Source organism: Microbacterium sp. NPDC055455 (assembly GCF_053619935.1).
Map to the genome: position 1 here is coordinate 1,222,598 of NZ_JBSHLB010000001.1, position 20,508 is coordinate 1,243,105.

Below are 20,508 nucleotides of genomic sequence, written 5' to 3' on the forward strand. Positions count from 1 at the left end.
ACGTCCTGTCTGTTCGAGTGGCGGTGGTGCGGTGAGCCGACTTCGGTCGGCGGCGGTCAGCGGGGCTCGAGCCTCGCGCGAGGATCGGCGAACACGGTGAAGGCGAGCGACGTCAGGTCTCCCGCCTCGCGGGCGGCACGGCGGGCGGCCAGGACCGCCTCGCCGAGCGTGGCGTGCTCGCGCAGCGTCTGCTCGTAGAAGGTGCGCACGAAGGCGGCGGTGACGTCGTCGCGGACGGCCCACGAGCACCCGATGAAGACGCCGACGCCGCCGCGCAGGAACGCTTCGGCGAAGCCGCCCAGCCCGGTCGCCCCCGACCGCAGCCGGCCGACGTCGCACGCGCTCAGGAAGACGAACGGGGCGGATGCCGTGGCCTGCACGCCGTCGGGTTCGGGGAGGTCCCGCCGCGCATCCGAGTCGGTGTATGCGCCGGAGCCGTCGTCGTCCTCCGACCAGGTGGCGAAGGCGATCTCCTGGCCGAGCGGGGCCGCGTCGCGCCAGCGGCCGTGGCCGGCGAAGTGGAGCAGATCGAAGCCGCCGGTGATGGCATCCCGCAGCTGGGCGGGATCCGAGGCGGAGCGGGGCGCGGTGGCGAGGAGAGTGCCGAGCGCCGACACCTCCTCGCCCGCACGCGGCAGGCGATAGTCCGGATTGACGTACTCCGGCGCTATCGCCAGGACCCGGCCGGCATCCACGGGGACCACGGTCGGCCGCGGCGTCCCGTACATCCAGCGCATGAGCCCGAGGTCGCCGAGGAAGTACCGGTCGGGGTCGGGGCGCTGCGTCCCCACCGGCACCAGATGGACGATCTCCCACGGGATGTCGAGCTCCCCCGAGGTCTGCAGCACCACCTGCGAGAGGCGGCGGCGCTTGCGCCACAGCAGTTCGTTGATCTCGTCGCCGAGGAGCTCCTCGGCGATCCGGGCGCCGAGCGAGCGCACTTCGCGCCGGACGGTCTCGGCGGCCTCGTCCGGGTCGTCCTCGGCCTCGGCCACGAACTCGCGGCGGATCCGCGCGAGCTCCGCGTACACGCCCTCCACGTAGGCCGGCTTGTCGTCCAGGCGGACGACGTGCCGCTTCACCGTCCGCCCGATCTTCGCCGTGATGGCCAGCTCCGACCTGCCGCGCGAGATGGTCTCGTCCACGGCGATGGTGGGAAGGTCGGCGATCTCGCGGGGCGGGACGGCGACGGATGCCTCGACCAGCCGAGGATCCGGCGCCGGGTCGTCGGGCGCCTCGTCGGCCGGCAGGATCGCGGCGCTCACCGCGAGCACCGCCAGCGGGGTGACGCCCGGCGGCTGCGTGAAGGTGACGGTGATGTGGCCGCGCCCGGGCTCCTCCGGGACGAGCCGGAACACCAGCCGGCGCGGCTCGTCGGCGCTCGAGGGCAGCGTCGTCGTGACGACGGCCGGGGTGCCGTCCGCGAACGCGAAGCCCCGCAGCTGCACGCCCACCTCGATGTCCCGCGAGGGGTCGAAGCGGGCCGTGGCCTTCTTGCGCGAGGTGCCTCTCGTCGGTGCGAGCTCGGTGAGCGACAGCCGCACGACGGCGTCGAACGCGACACCCTCGACGACCTGCGCGGGAACCTCGGCGTCGACGAACGCCGGCACCGGCTCTGCGCCGTCGAGCGAGCCGGCGGGAGCGGTGCCGCCGCCCGACACGGTCCGGCCGGGAGGCGGCGCCATCGCGGGCGGTGCCGGCGCGGGCGGCGCCGACGGCGCGGGCAGCAGGTCGGGCGGGGGAGCGAGTCCGGGGGAGCGGCTGCCGACCCCGCGGCCGCCGATGCCGCCGCCTTCGAACTCCCCGTCGGGGGCGAACTCCTCGTCGGGCGCGAACTCCGGCACCTCGTGCATCGCCGGCGGCGGCGGGGGCTCGGCGGCGGACTCCGGGCCACCGCCCATCCCCATCCCGCCGCTGTCGACGTCCGCTTCGAGCCTGCTCATCGCGCCCTCGGATGCGCCGGCGACGACGGTCAGGTGGATCACCTCGCCGGCCTCCACCGCGAGCTCGACGGCGAAGCCGTCCTCGCGCGGCGCCAGGGGGAGGAACCGCGCTCTCCCGCCCTGCACCACGATGGCGGCGTAGCGGAAGTGGTCCGACCCGCGCACGCGGACCGTCACCGTGCCGCCGGTGAGCCCGCGCACCGTGGCGTCGGCCAGCGTCGTGATCCCGCGATGGTCGGGTGCGGCATCCGGGTGCGGCTGGACGTGCGCCGCCACGGCGTCGGCATCGCCTGCGACGTCGACGACGGCGCGCGGCGCATCCGGAATCAGAGCCATCTCGACCCCCTCGCTCCGGCACCCGATTCCCCACGAGCGCCGTCACCCCTGCGATCCGAGGAGCGCAGTCGGTGCACAGCATACGAGCACGCTCCCTGCCGCACCAGAGTCCCCGGAACGCGCGGCTGATACACCGGGAGAGCGGATGCCGCCACCGCGAGGGATGCGGCATCCGGCCTACCAGGCCTGCAGCCTGTCGGCGACGGCCTGGAACTCCTCCTCCGACAGCGCGAGCTGCACCGCCTCGGCCACCGTCAGCTCGGCGCCGGCGGCCTCGCCCGCAGCCACGCTCTGCGGGTCGCGCCCGCGGAGGATCTCGAGATACGGCGTGTGGACGGTGAACGCCTCGACGTCGAAGATGCCGATGCGCCGCCGGATCTCGCCGGCGGCGACCGCAAGCGCCGCGGCGCGCCACGCCTCGCCGTGGGCGGCGGCGACGGCGCAGACGCCCTCGAGCCCGTAGGCGACGCCCTCCTCGTAGTGGAGCCCGACGGAGACCAGCAGCGTGTGCACGAACTCGCGCTCGGCCTCCTCGATGCGGCCGAGCTGGAAGTTGAGCCGGGCGCGGAGATTGCCCGCCACGGACGTCGTGAACAGGTCGCTGCCTGCCTCGGCCACCGCGGTCGCGCGGTCGAAGTGCGCGCGGGCGTCGTCCGCGGCGCCCCGCACCCACGAGATGCGGCCGAGCGAGACCTCCGTGATCGCCTCCGCCCACGTGTTGCCGCGCTCGCGAAGCGTCACGACCGCCTGCTGGAGCTCGGACTCGGCCTTGTCGGCGTCGAGCGGGGAGAACTGCACACGCGCTGTCGCCCGGGCCGCGAGCGCCATCGCGGCGGCATCCTCGTCCCCGGACTCGGTGAACAGCCGCACGCACTCGCCCAGTCCCGCGACCACCTGCTCGCTGGGTCGCTGCCACATCTCGCCCCACAGGGCGAAGAACCACGCGATCGCCCGCGTGTGCGGTGTGATCGGCCGCTCGTGCTGCTTCTCGAGCAGCTCCAGCATCCACACCCTCACCTCGGCGAAGAATCCCGAGATCCACCAGTAGATCAGCAGGCTCCACGCGAAGTCGCCGGCGTCGTCGAGGCGGTCCGTGTACACGAGGTGCCGGACGGCCGCGCGGAGGTTCGGCAGCTCGAGCCCCAGCCGCGCGACCGCTTCGGCCTGCCCGGGGCCGCCGAGGTCGGGCGCGATGCGCGCGACGAGGGCGCGGTAGTGGTCGGCGTGGGCGCGTCGCACCTCGTCGGCGTCGCCGCGCTCCTTCAGGCGGCCGACGGCGTACTCGCGGACGATCGCCAGCAGCGAGAACACGCGGCGTCCGCCCAGCTCCGCCTGCTGGACGAGGGAGGCGTCGACCAGCGAGGCCAGCGCATCGAGCGCCTCGCCGTCCCAGGAGCGGCCGGCGCCCAGCGCCTCGACCGCCTCCAGCGTGAACCGGGTCGCGAACACGCCGAGATCCTCCAGGAGCGCGCGCTGCGCGTCGGGGAGCAGGCTCACGCTCCAGTCGATCGTCGCTCGCATCGTGCGGTGCCGTTCGGGCAGGTCGCGCACGGCCGCGGTGAGCAGCGGCAGGCTCTGCTCCAGGCGTGAGGCGATGCCGGCGGGGCTGAGGATGCGCACCTTCGCCGCCGCGAGCTCGATCGCCAGCGGCAGTCCCTCCAGCCGGCGGCAGATGTCGGCGAGGTCGTTCGCGTTGGCGGGGGTGACGTCGAAGTGGGGGTCGATCGCGCGGGCCCGGTCGACGAACAGCGAGACCGCCGCCGTGCGCGTGGTCCGGTCCAGGCTCGCGGGGCGGTCGCCGGCCGGCGTCGTCAGCGGGGGCACCTCGTAGACGCGCTCGCCGCGGATCCGCAGCACGATGCGACTGGTGACGAGGAAGGTCGCCGTCGGGGCGACGGTGTACAGCCGCACCAGGACGGGTGCGGCATCCACGATCTGCTCGAAGTTGTCGAGCACGATCAGCACCCGCCGGTCCTCGAGCGCGAGTGCGATGCGCTCCTCGAGCGCGGTCTCGCCGTTGTCGCGGATGCCGAGGTAGTAGGCGATCGTCGGGAGCAGCAGTCCGGGCTCGAGCACGCCCTCCAGCAGGGCGAAGTACACCCCGTCGGGGAACAGGTCCGCGCACGCGAGCGCGGACTCGATCGCCAGCCTGCTCTTGCCGATGCCGCCGGGCCCGATGAGGCTCACGACGCGATCGCTCCCCCGCGAGAGCAGCGTGCGCACCGCGTCGATGTCGTCCTCGCGCCCGATGGTCGTCGTGTACGGCACGGGCACCCGCCCGACGAGGTTCGGCCGGGAATCCGGCTCGGAGGTCACCGGCGCCTTCGACTCGTCGAAGCGTTCGGCCAGGAGCATGGCGAGGTCGCCGGCGACCTGGTCTTCGAGGTCCTGGGCATTGCGGAAGTGGAGGTAGGCGGCGGTGTCGTCGGCCTGGATGCGGGAGATGAGCTCTTTCAGGCGGTCGTCGCGAGTGTCGGTGTCTTTGACGTAGATGAGCTTGGGCATGCCGCGGGGGGCGAGGTTGTATTCGTCTTCGAGTCCGGACACGTTCTCGTCGGGGGCGACCCAGCCGTAGCTGTCGCCGTAGATCCCGACGAACACGTCGCTCTGGGCGAGGTAGGAGCGGTACAGGTCGCGGGGCGGGTGGGGTCTGGCGCCGAGTTCGAACATCACCGGTGCCAGGCGCAGCCGTTCGATCGCGGACCGCACTGCGTCGCGCTCCTCCGCGAGCTCGCGCAGCGTCGAGCTCACGAACACCCGGATCCGCTGATCGGGCGTGCGGATCACCGGATGCTGCTGCCCGCTCGTCACCACGAGGGCACCCTCTGCGCGACGCGCGCGTCGGCATCGGGGATCGCGATCGCGATGGCGTCGGCCAGGCTCATCTCCCTGCCCGCGCGCTCGCCGGCCTCGACGCTCGCAGGGTCGGCCTCGCGGAGCGCCGCGAGCGGCTCGAGGTGTATGGCGAACCCGGCGATGTCGTAGATGCCGGTCGACTCGCGGATCGTCTCGGCCACCGCCGCGAGGGCGCCGGCACGCCAGCCGTCGCCGTGGACCGCCGCCACGGCGCACATCCCCTCGATCCCGTACGTGGCGCCGTCGACGAAGTGCAGCCGGATCGACAGCGACAGCGTGAGGATGAACTCCTCCTCGGCGGCATCCCGCTCGCCGAGGAGGAACCGCAGGCGCGCGCGGTTGTTGCCGGACACGACGCGCGTGAAGGCGTCGTCGGCGGCATCTGCGATCTCCACGGCCCGATCGAAGTGCCTCATGCCCTCCGGTATGTCGCCGACCACGATGCCGAGCTGGCCGAGAACCGTCTCCGCCAGGGACTCCGCCCAGCTGTCCCCCACGGCGTGCAGCGTGGTGATCGCGTCGTGCAGTTCGCCACGTGCGACCTCGGGATCCAGGTCGGGGAACTGCATCCGCGTGGACGCCCGCGCGGCGAGGGCCATGGCGGCGGACTGCTCGTCGCCGGACTCCAGGAACAGCCGCACCGACTCGCCGAGCCCGTCGACCACCTGGTCGCTCGGGCGCTGCCACATTCCCGCCCACAGCGGGAAGAACATGGCGATAGCGCGGGTGCGGGGCGTGATGGGAAGCTGTGCGGCCATCAGCTCCTGCATCCACAGCCCGACGTCGGCGAAGAAGCCGCAGATCCACCAGTACGCCAGGAGCGTCCACGCGAAGTCGCCGGCGTCGTCCAGCCGTCCCGCCTGGACGAGGTGGCGGGCCGCCGCACGGAGGTTCGAGACCTCGAGCCCGAGGTCGGCGACGGCGGCGATCTGCTCGGAGCCGCGCAGCCGCGGCGCGATCCGCTTCACGAGGTCGAGGTAGTAGTCCGCGTGGGCGTTGCGCATCTCGTCGGCGGCCCCGCGGGACTCGAGGAGGTCGACGGCGTACTCGCGGACGATCACCAGCAGCGAGAACACCGTCCGGCCTCCGGACTCGACCCGCTGGACGAGCGAGGCGTCGATGAGAGCGGCCAGCGTCTCGATAGCCTGCTCTCCCCACGAGCGCCCCGCGCCCAGTGCCTCGACCGCCTCGAGGGTGAAGCGCGCGGCGAAGACCCCGAGGTCCTCGAGCATCGCGCGCTGCTCGGCGTCGAGCAGCCCGACGCTCCAGTCGATGGTGGCCCGCATCGTGCGATGCCGGTCGGGCAGGTCGCGCACCGACGTCGACAGCAGCGGCAGGCTCCGCCCGAGACGCTCGGCGATGTCGTGCGGCGAGAGCAGCCGGATCTTGGCCGCCGTCAGCTCGATCGCCAGCGGCAGGCCCTCCAGCCGCCGGCAGATCTCGATGACGTCGGCCGCGTTGTCCGTGGTCAGCGTGAAGCCGGGGAGCGCCACTGCGGCCCGCTCCGCGAAGAGCTGACAGGCGGCGGATGCCTCCGCCTGGGCGAGGCTCGACGGGACGTCCTCGCGGGGCGTCTCCAGCGCCTCCACCTCGAACACCCGCTCGCCCCGGATGCGCAGGACCGTCCGGCTGGTGACCAGGAAGCAGGCGCGAGGCGCGAGCGTGTAGAGGCGCACGAGCACCGGGGCCTCCTCGACGATCTGCTCGAAGTTGTCGAGCACGATCAGCACGTGCCGGTCGGCGACCGCCTGGGCGATGCGCTCCTCGAGCGCAGCGGCGCCGGTGTCGCGGACGCCGAGCACGTATGCGATCGTCGGAAGCAGCAGCCCCGGCTCGATGACGCTCTCCAGCGGCACGAAGTACACCCCGTCGGGGAAGAGGTCGGCGTTGGCGTGCGCCGCCTCGATCGCGAGCCGGCTCTTGCCGATGCCTCCCGGGCCGATGAGGCTCACCACCCGATGCAGGCCGCCCGCCAGGAGGGCCCGGATCTCGGCGAGCTCGCCCCCTCGTCCGATCGTCTCGGTGTACGGCGCGGGCACGCGGGCGGCGAGCGGGGCGGTGGACACGCTGATCGGCTCCGGCCTGCGGGACTGATCGAAGCGTTCGGCCAGGAGCATGGCGAGGTCGCCGGCGACCTGGTCTTCGAGGTCCTGGGCGGAGTGGAAGTGGAGGTAGGCGGCGGTGTCGTCGGCCTGGATGCGGGAGATGAGCTCTTTGAGGCGGTCGTCGCGGGTGTCGGTGTCTTTGACGTAGATGAGCTTGGGCATCTCGCGGGGGGCGAGGTTGTATTCGTCTTCGAGTCCGGAGACGTGCTCGTCGGGGGCGACCCAGCCGTAGCTGTCGCCGTAGATGCCGACGAACACGTCGCTCTGGGCGAGGTAGGAGCGGTACAGGTCGCGGGGCGGGTGGGGTCTGGCGCCCAGCTCGAACATCACGGGCGCGAGTCGAAGGCGCTCGATGGCCGACCGCACTGCTTCGCGCTCCTCCGCGAGCTCGCGCAGCGTCGAGCTCACGAACACCCGGATCCGCTGGTCGGGCGTGCGGATCACGGGGTGTCCCACCCCAGTCATGTGCATATATTGGCCCCATCCTGGGAAATCCGCCATCATTGCGGGCTCAGGCTTCGCCAAGCAGTGCCGCGGTGTTCGTGTTCAGGCGCTTCTCTTCCCCTCGGGCCGGGGCAGGAGTATGGTCCGGCGAATACGGCGTCGGAGTGGACGCCGGCCGCTCGGACCTGGGGTTCGTCGGGCGAGATCAACTGGGAGGGGAAACCTATGAGGAAGTCTTTGGCGTGCGCGGTCGTCGCGATCGGGCTGGTGCTGGGAAGCGGCGGAGCCGCGATGGCCGGTGAGGTGAACGGGAACGGCGATCCCATTCCGGGGGCGGGCAACGCCTCGTCGGAGTGCGCCTTCTCGGGGCAGGACACGATCGACTCGATCGAGAACCCCATGGACTCGCCGTTCTACAACCCCGCCTTCGACGACGACATGCTCGCAGAGCGGGGCAACCAGAAGAACGGCTACAAGGGCGTGCAGAGCTTCGGCATCTTCATGAAGGGCCCGGGCGTGAACGCCCACGTCGCCGGCTTCAACCCGGGCATGGCCTGCCGCGGCAACATGGAGGCGCCGCCGGAGGGGTGAGCAGTCCGCGCCGACGGCCGTCCTTCCCTGCGGGGAAGGGCGGCCGTCCCGCGTCCTCCCGGGCTTATACCGCAGCATCCGGAAGTTTTCAAGAATCCGAGTGGACACGGCGCGTCATGCGACGTATAGTTGGTCTTTGCGCTCTTGGATTCCCCCTGCCCTCATATGGTGGTCGGCTGTGCCTGCGCCCCCTCTCGTTCACGTGAGGAGTGCCGCGCGGGCTTCGGGGACGACTGAGCACTCCACCTGACGACAAGGAAACGAGCCCGACACGGGCCCACGGAGGTAATCCCCTTGGCTGCTGCGCGCAACGCATCCAACCCCACCACCACCCCTAAGAACGGACGCGGAGCATCCCGCCTCTCGTTCGCCAAGATCTCCGACACGCTGACGGTCCCCGACCTTCTCGCGCTGCAGACCGAGTCGTTCGACTGGCTCGTCGGCAACGAGGCCTGGAAGGCGCGCGTCGCCGAGGCCCAGGCCGCCGGCCGCACCGACGTGCCCGAGGTCTCGGGGCTCGAGGAGATCTTCGAGGAGATCTCCCCGATCGAGGACCTGAGCGAGACGATGCAGCTCTCGTTCACGAACCCCTACCTCGAGCCCGAGAAGTACTCCATCGAGGAGTGCAAGGAGCGCGGCAAGACGTACGCCGCCCCGCTCTACGTCGAGGCCGAGTTCATGAACCACCAGACCGGTGAGATCAAGACCCAGACGGTCTTCATGGGCGACTTCCCGCTCCAGACCGACAAGGGCACGTTCATCATCAACGGCACCGAGCGCGTCGTCGTGTCGCAGCTCGTCCGCTCGCCCGGCGTCTACTTCGACAAGACCCCCGACAAGACGTCCGACAAGGACATCGTGTCGGCGCGCGTCATCCCGTCCCGCGGTGCCTGGCTCGAGTTCGAGATCGACAAGCGCGACCAGGTCGGCGTCCGCATCGACCGCAAGCGCAAGCAGTCCGTCACCGTCTTCCTCAAGGCGCTCGGCCTCACCAGCGAGGACATCCTCGCCGAGTTCGCCGGCTTCGACTCCATCGAGGAGACCCTCTCGAAGGACACGATCCTCACCAAGGAGGACGCGCTCCGCGACATCTACCGCAAGCTCCGTCCGGGCGAGCAGGTCGCCGCCGAGGCCGCCCGCGCGCTCCTGGACAACTTCTACTTCAACCCGAAGCGCTACGACCTCGCCAAGGTCGGCCGGTACAAGATCAACCACAAGCTCGGTCTCGACAAGCCGCTCACCGATTCGGTGCTGACGGTCGACGACATCGTCGCGACGATCAAGTACCTCGTCCGCCTGCACCGCGGCGACGTGACCTTCGACGGCGTGCGCGGCGGCAAGCAGGTGGAGATCCGCCTCGACGTCGACGACATCGACAACTTCGGCAACCGCCGCATCCGCGCGGTCGGCGAGCTGATCCAGAACCAGGTCCGCACCGGTCTGTCGCGCATGGAGCGCGTCGTCCGCGAGCGCATGACCACGCAGGACATCGAGGCGATCACGCCGCAGACCCTGATCAACGTGCGCCCCGTCGTCGCCGCGATCAAGGAGTTCTTCGGAACGTCGCAGCTGTCGCAGTTCATGGATCAGAACAACCCGCTCGCGGGCCTGACCCACAAGCGCCGCCTCTCGGCTCTCGGCCCCGGCGGTCTGTCGCGTGAGCGCGCCGGCGTCGAGGTCCGCGACGTCCACCCGTCGCACTACGGCCGCATGTGCCCCATCGAGACCCCGGAAGGCCCGAACATCGGCCTCATCGGCTCGCTCGCTTCGTTCGCGCGCATCAACGCGTTCGGCTTCATCGAGACGCCGTACCGCCGCGTCGTCGAGGGCAAGGTCACCGACCAGATCGACTACCTGACCGCCTCGGAGGAGAGCGACTACATCGTCGCGCAGGCCGGTGTCGAGCTGAAGGCCGACGGCAGCTTCGCCCAGGACCGCGTCCTGGCCCGTCGCGGCCAGGGTGGCGAGGTCGACCTCTTCCACGCGGAGGAGATCGGCTACATGGACGTCTCGCCGCGCCAGATGGTGTCGGTGGCGACCTCGCTCATCCCGTTCCTCGAGCACGACGACGCGAACCGCGCCCTCATGGGTGCGAACATGCAGCGTCAGGCCGTGCCGCTGCTCCGCTCGGAGTCGCCGGTGGTCGGCACAGGCATGGAGGGCTTCGCGGCCATCGACGCCGGTGACGTCGTCACCGCCGACAAGGCCGGCGTGGTCGTCGAGGTCTCGGCCGACGTCGTCACCGTCCAGCTCGACGAGGGCGGGACGCAGGACTACTTCCTCCGCAAGTTCGACCGCTCCAACCAGGGCACGTCGTACAACCAGCGCGTCGTGGTCTCCGCCGGCGAGCGCGTCGAGGCCGGCGAGGTCATCGCCGACGGTCCCGCGACCGAGGACGGCGAGCTCGCCCTCGGCAAGAACCTCCTCGTGGCGTTCATGACGTGGGAGGGCCACAACTTCGAGGACGCGATCATCCTCAGCCAGGACCTGGTGAAGGACGACACCCTCTCCTCGATCCACATCGAGGAGTACGAGGTCGACGCCCGCGACACGAAGCTCGGCAAGGAGGAGATCACCCGTGACCTCCCCAACGTCAGCCCCGACCTGCTGAAGGATCTCGACGAGCGCGGCATCATCCGCATCGGCGCCGAGGTCCGTCCGGGCGACATCCTGGTCGGAAAGGTCACGCCGAAGGGCGAGACCGAGCTTTCGGCCGAGGAGCGCCTGCTCCGCGCGATCTTCAACGAGAAGAGCCGCGAGGTCCGCGACACGTCGCTCAAGGTCCCCCACGGCGAGCAGGGCACGATCATCGCGGTCAAGGAGTTCAACGCCGAGGACGGCGACGACGAGCTCGGCTCGGGCGTCAACCGCCGGGTCGTGGTCTACATCGCCCAGAAGCGCAAGATCACCGAGGGCGACAAGCTCGCCGGCCGCCACGGAAACAAGGGCGTCATCGCGAAGATCCTCCCGGTCGAGGACATGCCGTTCCTTGCGGACGGCACGCCGGTCCAGGTCATCCTGAACCCCCTCGGCATCCCGGGCCGCATGAACTTCGGCCAGGTCCTCGAGACCCACCTCGGCTGGGTCGCGAAGCAGGGCTGGAAGGTCGAGGGCAACCCCGAGTGGGCCGCACGCCTGCCCGAGGGCGCCCGCGAGGCCGCTCCCGGCACGAAGGTCGCCACTCCCGTGTTCGACGGCGCCTTCGAGGAGGAGATCGCGGGTCTGCTGGACTCGACGAACCTCACCCGCGACGGTGAGCGCCTGATCGACTCGTCGGGCAAGACGCAGCTGTTCGACGGCCGCTCCGGCGAGCCGTTCCCGGCTCCGATCTCGGTCGGCTACATGTACATCCTGAAGCTGCACCACCTGGTGGACGACAAGATCCACGCGCGCTCGACGGGCCCGTACTCGATGATCACCCAGCAGCCGCTCGGTGGTAAGGCGCAGTTCGGCGGTCAGCGCTTCGGTGAGATGGAGGTGTGGGCCCTCGAGGCCTACGGCGCCGCGTACGCGCTCCAGGAGCTCCTCACGATCAAGTCCGACGACATCCTCGGCCGCGTCAAGGTCTACGAGGCGATCGTCAAGGGCGAGAACATCCAGGAGCCCGGCATCCCCGAGTCGTTCAAGGTGCTCATGAAGGAGATGCAGTCGCTCTGCCTGAACGTCGAGGTCCTCTCGGCCGACGGCACGTCGGTCAACCTCCGCGACACCGACGACGAGGCGTTCCGCGCCGCCGAAGAGCTCGGCATCAACATCTCCAGCCGCTTCGAGTCGTCGTCGATCGACGAGATCTAAGCGCGCCAGGTAACGAACGAATTTCCGACACAGGAGAACCAGTGCTCGAATCAACCACTTTCGATCAGCTTCGCATCGGCCTGGCCACAGCCGACGACATCCGTCGTTGGTCCTACGGTGAGGTCAAGAAGCCCGAGACCATCAACTACCGCACCCTGAAGCCCGAGAAGGACGGCCTCTTCGGAGAGCAGATCTTCGGCCCCTCCCGTGACTGGGAGTGCGCGTGCGGCAAGTACAAGCGCGTCCGCTTCAAGGGCATCGTGTGCGAGCGCTGCGGCGTCGAGGTCACCAAGTCCTCGGTGCGCCGCGAGCGCATGGGTCACATCGAGCTGGCCGCGCCCGTCACGCACATCTGGTACTTCAAGGGCGTGCCCTCGCGCCTCGGGTACCTGCTCGACATGGCGCCGAAGGACCTCGAGAAGGTCATCTACTTCGCCGCGTACATGGTGATCTCGGTCGACGAGGAGGCGCGCCACCGCGACCTCGCGACGCAGGAGAGCAACATCCGCCTCGAGCTGAAGACGCTCGCCGACCGCCGCGACGCGCGTGTGGCCGCCCGCCTCCAGAAGCTGGAGGAGGAGCTCGCCGCGCTCGAGGAGGAAGGCGCCAAGGCCGACCAGAAGAAGAAGGTCAAGGACGCCGCCGAGAAGGAGATGGCCGCCATCCGCAAGAACGCGGATGACCAGGTCACGCGTCTCGAGAAGGTGTGGGACGACTTCCGCAACCTCGAGGTCGGCCAGCTCAAGGGCGAGGACGAGATCTTCCACGAGCTGCAGGACCGCTTCGGTCAGTACTTCGAGGCCCACATGGGCGCGGAGTCGATCAAGCGCCGCCTCGAGAGCTTCGACCTGCAGGCAGAGGCCGACAGCCTCCACCTGCAGATCTCGGAGGGCAAGGGCCAGCGCAAGATCCGTGCGATCAAGCGCCTGAAGGTCGTCAACTCGTTCCTGGCGACGGGCATGAGCCCCGCCTCGATGGTGCTCGACGTCGTCCCGGTGATCCCGCCGGAGCTGCGCCCGATGGTGCAGCTGGACGGTGGTCGCTTCGCGACCTCCGACCTCAACGACCTCTACCGTCGCGTGATCAACCGCAACAACCGCCTCCGTCGCCTGATCGACCTCGGTGCCCCCGAGATCATCGTCAACAACGAGAAGCGCATGCTGCAGGAGGCCGTCGACGCGCTGTTCGACAACGGCCGCCGCGGCCGCCCGGTCACGGGCACGGGCAACCGTGCGCTGAAGTCGCTGTCCGACATGCTCAAGGGCAAGCAGGGCCGATTCCGTCAGAACCTGCTCGGCAAGCGCGTGGACTACTCGGGCCGTTCGGTCATCATCGTCGGCCCGCAGCTCAAGCTCCACCAGTGCGGTCTGCCCAAGCAGATGGCGCTCGAGCTGTTCAAGCCGTTCGTGATCAAGCGCCTGATCGACCTCGGTCACTCGCAGAACATCAAGGCGGCCAAGCGCGCCGTCGAGCGCACGCGTCCCGAGGTGTGGGACGTGCTCGAGGAGATCATCCGCGAGCGCCCCGTGCTCCTCAACCGCGCACCGACGCTCCACCGCCTCGGCATCCAGGCCTTCGAGCCGCAGCTCGTCGAGGGCAAGGCCATCCAGCTGCACCCGCTCGTCTGCGCCGCGTTCAACGCGGACTTCGACGGCGACCAGATGGCCGTGCACCTGCCGCTGTCGGTCGAGGCCCAGGCCGAGGCCCGCATCCTGATGCTCGCCTCGAACAACATCCTCAAGCCGTCGGACGGCCGCCCGGTCACCCTGCCTTCGCAGGACATGATCATCGGCCTGCACCACCTGACCACGGTCAAGGAGGGCGCCGCCGGTGAGGGCCGCGTGTTCGGGTCGGTCGGCGAGGCCATCCTGGCCAAGGACGAGGGCACCCTCGACCTGCAGGCGAAGGTCCGCATCCGCATCCCGGGTCTGGCCTTCCTCGAGGGCGAGGCTCCCGAGGGCTACGAGCGCCACGGTCTCGTGGACGCCTCGCTCGGCCAGGCGATCTTCAACGACACGCTCCCCAAGGGCTACCCGTTCGTGCGCGAGCAGGCGGACAAGGGCAAGCTGTCGCAGATCGTGAACAAGCTGGCCGAGGAGTACCCGAAGGTGGAGGTCGCGGCATCCCTCGACCGCATCAAGGACGCCGGCTTCTACTGGGCCACGCGCTCGGGTGTGACCGTCGCGCTGAGCGACATCCTCACGCCGCCGAACAAGGCCGAGATCGTCGCGGGCTACGAGAAGCAGGCCGCGAAGGTCCAGGGTCAGTTCGAGAAGGGTCTCACCACCGACGCCGAGCGTCGTCAGGAGCTCATCAAGATCTGGACCGAGGCGACCGACGAGGTCCAGAAGGCCATGCGCGACAACTTCCCCGAGGACAACACCATCAACCGCATGGTGTCGTCGGGCGCCCGTGGTAACTGGCTGCAGATCCGCAACATCGCGGGTATGCGAGGCCTGGTGAACAACCCGAAGGGTGAGATCATCCCTCGTCCGATCATCTCCTCGTACCGCGAGGGTCTGTCGGTGGCGGAGTACTTCATCGCGACGCACGGTGCCCGCAAGGGTCTGGCCGACACGGCCCTCCGTACGGCCGACTCGGGCTACCTGACCCGTCGCCTGGTCGACGTCTCGCAGGATGTCATCATCCGCGAGGAGGACTGCGGCACGACCAAGGGCCTCGAGTTCACGATCGCGGCCTTCGACTCGACCGGCACCCTAGTGCGCGACGCGAACGTCGAGAACTCGGTGTTCGCCCGCACGCTGGCGGCGGACGCCACGAGCCCGTCGGGCGACGTCGTCGCCTCGGCCGGTGAGGACGTCGGCGACGTGCTCATCGACAAGCTCGTCGAGGCGGGCGTCGAGTCGATCAAGGTCCGCTCGGTGCTCACGTGCGACTCGGCCGTCGGTGTCTGCGCGAAGTGCTACGGCCGTTCGCTCGCGACCGGCAAGATCGTCGACATCGGCGAGGCGGTCGGCATCATCGCCGCCCAGTCGATCGGCGAGCCCGGCACGCAGCTGACGATGCGTACGTTCCACACCGGTGGTTCGGCGTCGGCAGACGACATCACGCAGGGTCTTCCCCGCGTGCAGGAGCTGTTCGAGGCCCGCACCCCGAAGGGCGCGTCGCCGATCGCCGAGGCCGACGGCCGCATCACGATCGACGAGACCGAGAAGTCGAAGAAGGTCATCCTCACGCCCGACAACGGCGACGAGCCGCACGTCTACCCGGTCCTCAAGCGCGCGACGCTTCTGGTCGAGGACGGTCAGCACGTCACCGTGGGTCAGCCGCTGCAGGTCGGCACGCTGGACCCCAAGGAGGTCATGCGCGTGCAGGGCGCCCGTGAGGTGCAGAAGTACCTCGTCAACGGCGTCCAGGGCGTGTACCGCTCGCAGGGTGTGCCGATCCACGACAAGCACATCGAGGTCATCGTCCGTCAGATGCTGCGCAAGGTCACCGTGGTCGACCACGGTGAGACGACGCTGCTCCCGGGCGAGCTGGTGGACTTCAAGCGCTACCAGAACATGAACCGCGAGGCCGTGGCCGAGGGCAAGCGCCCCGCGTCGGGTCGTCCCGAGCTGATGGGTATCACGAAGGCGTCGCTCGCGACGGAGTCGTGGCTGTCGGCCGCGTCGTTCCAGGAGACCACCCGCGTCCTCACGCAGGCGGCCATGGAGGGCAAGAGCGACCCGCTCGTCGGCCTCAAGGAGAACGTCATCATCGGAAAGCTCATCCCCGCCGGAACCGGGCTTGCGAAGTACCGCAACGTCTCGGTCGAGGCGACGGAGGAGGCGAAGTCCGAGCGGTACCCCAACCGCATCTTCGCCTCGGACGGCGCGTACACCGACGCCGACCTGAGCTACGTCGACTTCGACAGCTTCTCCACCGACGGTTTCACCACCGATTACAACTAGACGCGACTCGGGTCAATGCGAGCGCCAGCGAGCGTTGACGCGAGGCGGGTCTAGATCGAGTAGGCGCTCCAGCGCCGTATCGAGATCTGCGTCACCGAGGTGACAGACGAAGGGCCCCGGCATCAGCCGGGGCCCTTCGTCTGTCTCGGATCAGGACGGATGCCTCAGCCGAGGCCCTGTCCGGTCGGATACTGGGCCGTGGGCGTAGAGGACGAGCCGCTCGAGGCGGTCTCCTTCACGTTCGACTTGACGCGCTCGGCGGTGTGCTGCGCCTCGTCCTTGACGGTTTCGGCCGATGCGGCGGCGGAGTCCTTGACCTCGTTGACGGCGTCCTTCGCCGGCTCCTTGAGGTTCTGGCCGACCTCCTGGGCCACGCCCTTGGCCTTATCCATGGCCTTGTCGACGAGCGGCTGCGCCTGGTCGCGCAGCTGCGTGCTCCACCGGCGCTCGGCGTTCGTCGCGGGGATGAGGCTCGCAAGGAGGAACCCGACGCCGGCGGTGACGAGGCCGACCACGAGCGGGGTGCCCTGGGTCTGCTGCCTGGCCCTGTCGGGAAGGTCCTTCACGGCGTCCCCTGCGGCGCCCAGCTTGTCTCCGACGGTGTGGCCGGCCGACGACGCGGAACTTCCCACGTCATCCGCTGCGCCCATCACACGGGTCCTCACGTCGCCGAGCCGCTGGCGGAAGCGCGTCTTCTGACGTTCCATGATCTTCGGGGGCGACACCTTGTCGGCGAGCGCATCGACGTCGCGGCCGAGCTCGTCACGGGTCACCTCGATCTCGGCACGGATCTGGTCTGGGTTGCTCATTATCGGTTCTCCTGATTTCTCTTGAGCGCCTCGGGGATCTCCTTGACGGTCTCCACCGTCTTCGGTGCCCCTTGCACGGTCTTCAGTCGCTTGCGCCCGACGGCGTAGAGGATCGCGGCGGCGATGCCCCACAGGACGGCCACGATGACGGCCGACCAGCCGAGGCTGTCGATGAGGTCTCCGAGCCCCCACCAGAGGGCGACAGAGAGGAAGAACACGGCCATGAGGCCGGCATATCCCGCTCCGCCCAGGAGGCCCGCGCCCTTGCCCGCGCGCTTGGCCGACTCGGAGAGCTCGGCCTTGGCGAGCTCGAGCTCTTTGTGCATGAGGGCCGACAGGTCACGCGAGACCTCGCCGACCAGGTCGCCCAGCGATGTCTCGGCCGCCTTCTGCTGAGACGGCGTGGGCATGTCCGTCATCGTCGTTCCTCTCCCGTCGCGGACCACTCGTCGGCGCCGCCGGTGAGACCGGGGTCGGCGCCCGCCGCCAGCGGGTCACCGGTGAGCGGGTCGGATGCGAGCGAGTCGCCGATGGGCGTGTCGCCCTCGTAGGCGCCCGCGCCGGTGCCGAGGCCCGCCGCGGTCGCGCCCGCCACCGAGCCGGTCGCGCCGACCGTCGTCCCGCTGCCGTAGGCCGGTCGCGCGGCGGCCAGCGTGCCCTGCGTCCCGTTCCCGCTGCGCGCGTCGGACACGAGGGCGCGCGTCAGGCGACCAGCCAGGACGCCGACGCCGGCCGCGATGGCGAGGAAGGCGCCCGTGTTGCGGCGGGCGAACGAGCGGACCTCGTAGACCACGTCGGCGGGTTCGCGCTGCTCCAGCCAGTCGGCCACGCGCCGGGTCTGCTCACCGACCGCGCGAACGGCGCTGGTCGCCATCCCGCCGGAGCCGGTGGCGGTGCCCGAAGCGAGCCCCTGGAGCTCGTCGCTCGTGCTGCGGAGAGCTCCTGCGGCCCGGTGCTGCTGGGTCGATGCCTGGTCGGACAGCTGCGAGCGGGTCTCGTCGAAGAACCCCCGTGCGGCGCGCTTGGCGTCGTGGGCCACGCCCTTCACCTCTTCGCCGGCGACACCGGCGACGTGCTTCGCCCCCGCGTCCACTTCGGCGACGGTCTCGACGGCGCGCTCCTTCATGTCTCCCGAGCCCGTGGTGCCCTGGCCCGAGCTCGTGCTCCGGTTCGCGTACGGGTCGGTGTCGTAAGTCGACATGCTCCTCCTCCATCTCACGTGCGGCGTCGGGCCGGCTGCCTGCCGGTCCTGGGGGATCCGCCGTGGCGTCTACCGTCCGTCGGATCGGGCCTCGCGACGAGGGGGTGGTGACCTGGGGGGTTGACGGGTATGCTGTGCCGCCCGCGCGCCCCCGCTCCGACCCGCGCTCGAGGCGGGCGAGGTCGACGGCGCGCTCGCCGATCCCGCCGCTGGTCAGGGCATCCTCGGGCTCCGCGCGCGCCGCGCCGCGCCATCCGCGTCCCCGGCTTACCGTGGAGTCGAAAGGTGGGGTCCATGGCGCGCGTCGGTGGTCGCAACTCGTGGATCGCGGTGCCCGCGGGACTGCTGTGCGCTGCGGTGCTGGGCGTGCTGGTGTGGCTGTCGCTCCCGATGATCCCCGTGGCGGTCGCCTGGGTGGGCGACACGCTGCGCGCCGCGACGTCCCCGCAGCCGCAGGCCACCCCCGCGCTCAGCCCTGCTCAGGAGGCCGCGGGCGGGGCCGCGATCGACTGCCGCACGCTGTACGCCGACGACCTGTGGAACGAGCTCATGTGGCGACCCGGGTCGCTCCTGGACCAGTCGGCTGCGCCGGCGGCCACGTCCGCGACGGCATTCGCCGATGCGGCGTCGCCCGAGGTGCTCGTGACCTGCACGTGGCGGTTCGACGACGGCGAGATCGTCACGACGCTGGCGAAGATCGACCCGGAGGCCTCGTCGATCGCCGAGGCCGCGCTCTCGGGCGACGGCTACGCGTGCCGCGCGGGAGAGCAGCTGACCTGCACCCTCGAGGACGGTGCCGTCCTCGAGGAGCACACCCTCCGAGACGGGCTGTGGCTGGTCAGCGTCGCGTCCCGCTGGCACCCCGAGGACTACGGCCCGCGCCTGGACCGCACCGTGTGGGGATGACCCGGCTCAGCGGAAGATGCTCGCCACGACGGCGTCCGTGTACCCGCTCGGCGCGAGATTCGAGTACACGGTGTCGATGAGGATGTCATCGCGCCAGAACAGCGTGCGCCCGTCGGTGACCGGGTACGTCTCGTTCTGCCAGGTCTTCTCGCATCGGGTGCCGCCGACCGGGGTGTAGCAGGCGTAGCCCTCTTCGGCCCCGAGCTGGTTGAGCATGTCCAGCGCCGGGCCGCGCGACATGTAGGTGATCGTCGTGATGAGGCCGGTCGTGTCGGCGGCGGGGTCGCGCCATACGCAGATCAGGCCGCCGCCGGGCTGCGGGCCGGACGACCCGAACGCGGGGTCGTTGAGGGTCCCGGATCCGGTGCGCAGGCGACGAGTGCAGCGAGACAGACGACGGATGCCGCCGCTGCGGCGGCGCGTGTCGCCCGGGGTGCCATGGTGCCAGGGTAGGGGCATCCGTCCCGCGGTCCCCCCGCACCGCGCCGGGCCTCGGCCGTGCCGCGACCCAATCGCCGCACACGCACGGCACGCCTCCCCGGGATGCGCGCCGCCCCGGGCTACTCTGCCTCTGCGGGGATCAGCCCTGCGTGAGGAGTGCCTGCGATGAGTGACCCCAAGTCGACCTACGGCGAGCCCGTGGATGAGCCTCGCGGCGTCGACGACGTCGTCGGTCGCGCCAACGAGGGCCTCGCCGAAGCCGAGGCCGCCGGCCGCGGCGCCGTCGTCGAGGACGACGCCGTGCACGCCTCGGCCACCGACTCCTCCGCCGACGCCCGTGGCGCCGAGGGCGGCGACGACCTCGCCTCCTCGTCCGAGCGGACCACGGACGCCGGCCTCGCGCCGGCCGCCTCCGCCTCGACCGCCGCCGCGCCGAAGGACGCCGAGCCCGACCCGTGGGACACGCCGGAGGCGGCGTCCCTGGACTACCGCTCCCACACCGCCGCGCCGGCCGCCGATTCGGCGCCGACCGCTGTGGCCGCGCCCGTCGTGACGCCCAGCGAGCCCGTCGTCGACGAGCGGGCGACCGCGCCGGCCCCGCAGCCGATCTTCGTGCAGGCGCCCGAGGCGCCGCGGCCGCGCGGAAACCGCGCGGCGGCCGCCGCCATCGGGCTGCTCGCCGCGCTCGCCTTCGCCGTCCTGTACCTCGCCGCCTGGCTCGGCTTCGGTGCCGTGACCGGCGACGTCACGATCCAGAACGTGGGGATCGCCGCCCTGGAGGCGCTCGCCACATGGTCGCTGTGGATTCCGACCGTGGTGTTCTTCATCGCTTTCTGGCTGCTCGGCGCGATCATCAACCGCGGCCGCTGGGGCGCGTGGGTCATCTTCGGCATCTTCGTGGGCATCGCCGCGTACGGCGGGCACATTCTGGGGGCTCTGTTCCAGGCGCCGTTCTGGGAGCTCACCGCCCGCGGGGGCGCCGAGCTGGTCGGCGCGGAGCTGCTCGCGCCGCTCGCCATCGCCGCGTTCGTCATCGGCCGCGAGCTCACCATCTGGTTCGGCGCCTGGGTGGCGTCGCGGGGCAAGCGCGTCACCGAGCTCAACATCGAGGCGCAGCGGGAGTACGAGCGCACGCTCGAGGCCGGTCCGCAGCTCGTCCGCGTGTAG

At 70.5% G+C, this 20,508-nt stretch carries 12 protein-coding genes; 5 read left to right on the forward strand and 7 right to left on the reverse strand.

Translation table 11 applies throughout. From position 1 onward, the window contains the following. Positions 1-56: 56 nt before the first annotated feature. From ACWGUG_RS05390 to ACWGUG_RS05400, 3 genes are all read right to left on the reverse strand, one after another. Positions 57-2,279 (reverse strand): CHAT domain-containing protein, encoded by a 2,223-nt coding sequence (locus tag ACWGUG_RS05390; protein ID WP_452324051.1) that lies wholly within the window; start codon positions 2,277-2,279, stop codon positions 57-59. A gap of 177 nt (positions 2,280-2,456) precedes the next feature. Next, positions 2,457-5,093, reverse strand: a complete 2,637-nt coding sequence (locus ACWGUG_RS05395; protein ID WP_452324052.1) for a DUF4062 domain-containing protein — start codon at positions 5,091-5,093, stop codon at positions 2,457-2,459. After that, the gene (locus ACWGUG_RS05400; protein ID WP_452324053.1) at positions 5,087-7,705 is read right to left on the reverse strand and encodes an ATP-binding protein; all 2,619 of its coding nucleotides are present in this window, start codon (positions 7,703-7,705) and stop codon (positions 5,087-5,089) included. Before ACWGUG_RS05400 ends, ACWGUG_RS05395 begins: the two co-directional genes overlap by 7 nt. Positions 7,706-7,909: 204 nt before the next feature. Between ACWGUG_RS05400 and ACWGUG_RS05405 the strand changes: the two genes are divergently transcribed. The 3 genes from ACWGUG_RS05405 (at position 7,910) to rpoC (ending at position 15,984) form a co-directional block, all read left to right on the forward strand. Beyond that, entirely contained in the window at positions 7,910-8,275 is a 366-nt protein-coding gene (locus ACWGUG_RS05405) for a hypothetical protein (protein ID WP_378883894.1), read from the forward strand. Positions 8,276-8,569: 294 nt separating this feature from the next. Further along, positions 8,570-12,070 carry a DNA-directed RNA polymerase subunit beta gene (gene rpoB / locus ACWGUG_RS05410; protein ID WP_452324054.1) on the forward strand — a complete coding sequence of 1,167 codons (3,501 nt, stop codon included), beginning with the start codon at positions 8,570-8,572 and terminating at the stop codon, positions 12,068-12,070. Positions 12,071-12,111: 41 nt separating this feature from the next. Further along, positions 12,112-15,984, forward strand: a complete 3,873-nt coding sequence (gene rpoC, locus ACWGUG_RS05415) for a DNA-directed RNA polymerase subunit beta' (protein WP_336393558.1) — start codon at positions 12,112-12,114, stop codon at positions 15,982-15,984. A gap of 164 nt (positions 15,985-16,148) precedes the next feature. On the opposite strand, the gene ACWGUG_RS05420 is transcribed toward rpoC, so the two are convergent. Genes ACWGUG_RS05420 through ACWGUG_RS05430 form a run of 3 tightly spaced genes read right to left on the reverse strand, consistent with a single transcriptional unit; the run spans position 16,149 to position 17,994 of the window. Then, positions 16,149-16,793 carry a DUF3618 domain-containing protein gene (locus tag ACWGUG_RS05420; RefSeq protein ID WP_452324055.1) on the reverse strand — a complete coding sequence of 215 codons (645 nt, stop codon included), beginning with the start codon at positions 16,791-16,793 and terminating at the stop codon, positions 16,149-16,151. After that, a complete protein-coding gene (locus ACWGUG_RS05425; protein ID WP_452324056.1) occupies positions 16,793-17,212 on the reverse strand; it encodes a phage holin family protein in 420 nt (139 codons plus the stop codon). Before ACWGUG_RS05425 ends, ACWGUG_RS05420 begins: the two co-directional genes overlap by 1 nt. Beyond that, positions 17,209-17,994, reverse strand: a complete 786-nt coding sequence (locus ACWGUG_RS05430; RefSeq protein WP_452324057.1) for a hypothetical protein — start codon at positions 17,992-17,994, stop codon at positions 17,209-17,211. Before ACWGUG_RS05430 ends, ACWGUG_RS05425 begins: the two co-directional genes overlap by 4 nt. Positions 17,995-18,288: 294 nt before the next feature. On the opposite strand from ACWGUG_RS05430, the gene ACWGUG_RS05435 reads away from it, so the two are divergent. Continuing rightward, a complete protein-coding gene (locus tag ACWGUG_RS05435) occupies positions 18,289-18,900 on the forward strand; it encodes a hypothetical protein (RefSeq protein ID WP_452324058.1) in 612 nt (203 codons plus the stop codon). Between the two features lie 6 nt (positions 18,901-18,906). On the opposite strand, the gene ACWGUG_RS05440 is transcribed toward ACWGUG_RS05435, so the two are convergent. Continuing rightward, positions 18,907-19,359, reverse strand: coding sequence for a hypothetical protein (locus ACWGUG_RS05440; protein WP_452324059.1), 453 nt, complete (start codon positions 19,357-19,359; stop codon positions 18,907-18,909). Between the two features lie 147 nt (positions 19,360-19,506). On the opposite strand from ACWGUG_RS05440, the gene ACWGUG_RS05445 reads away from it, so the two are divergent. Next, complete coding sequence (locus tag ACWGUG_RS05445) at positions 19,507-20,508, forward strand: ABC transporter (protein ID WP_452324060.1); 1,002 nt, start codon at positions 19,507-19,509, stop codon at positions 20,506-20,508.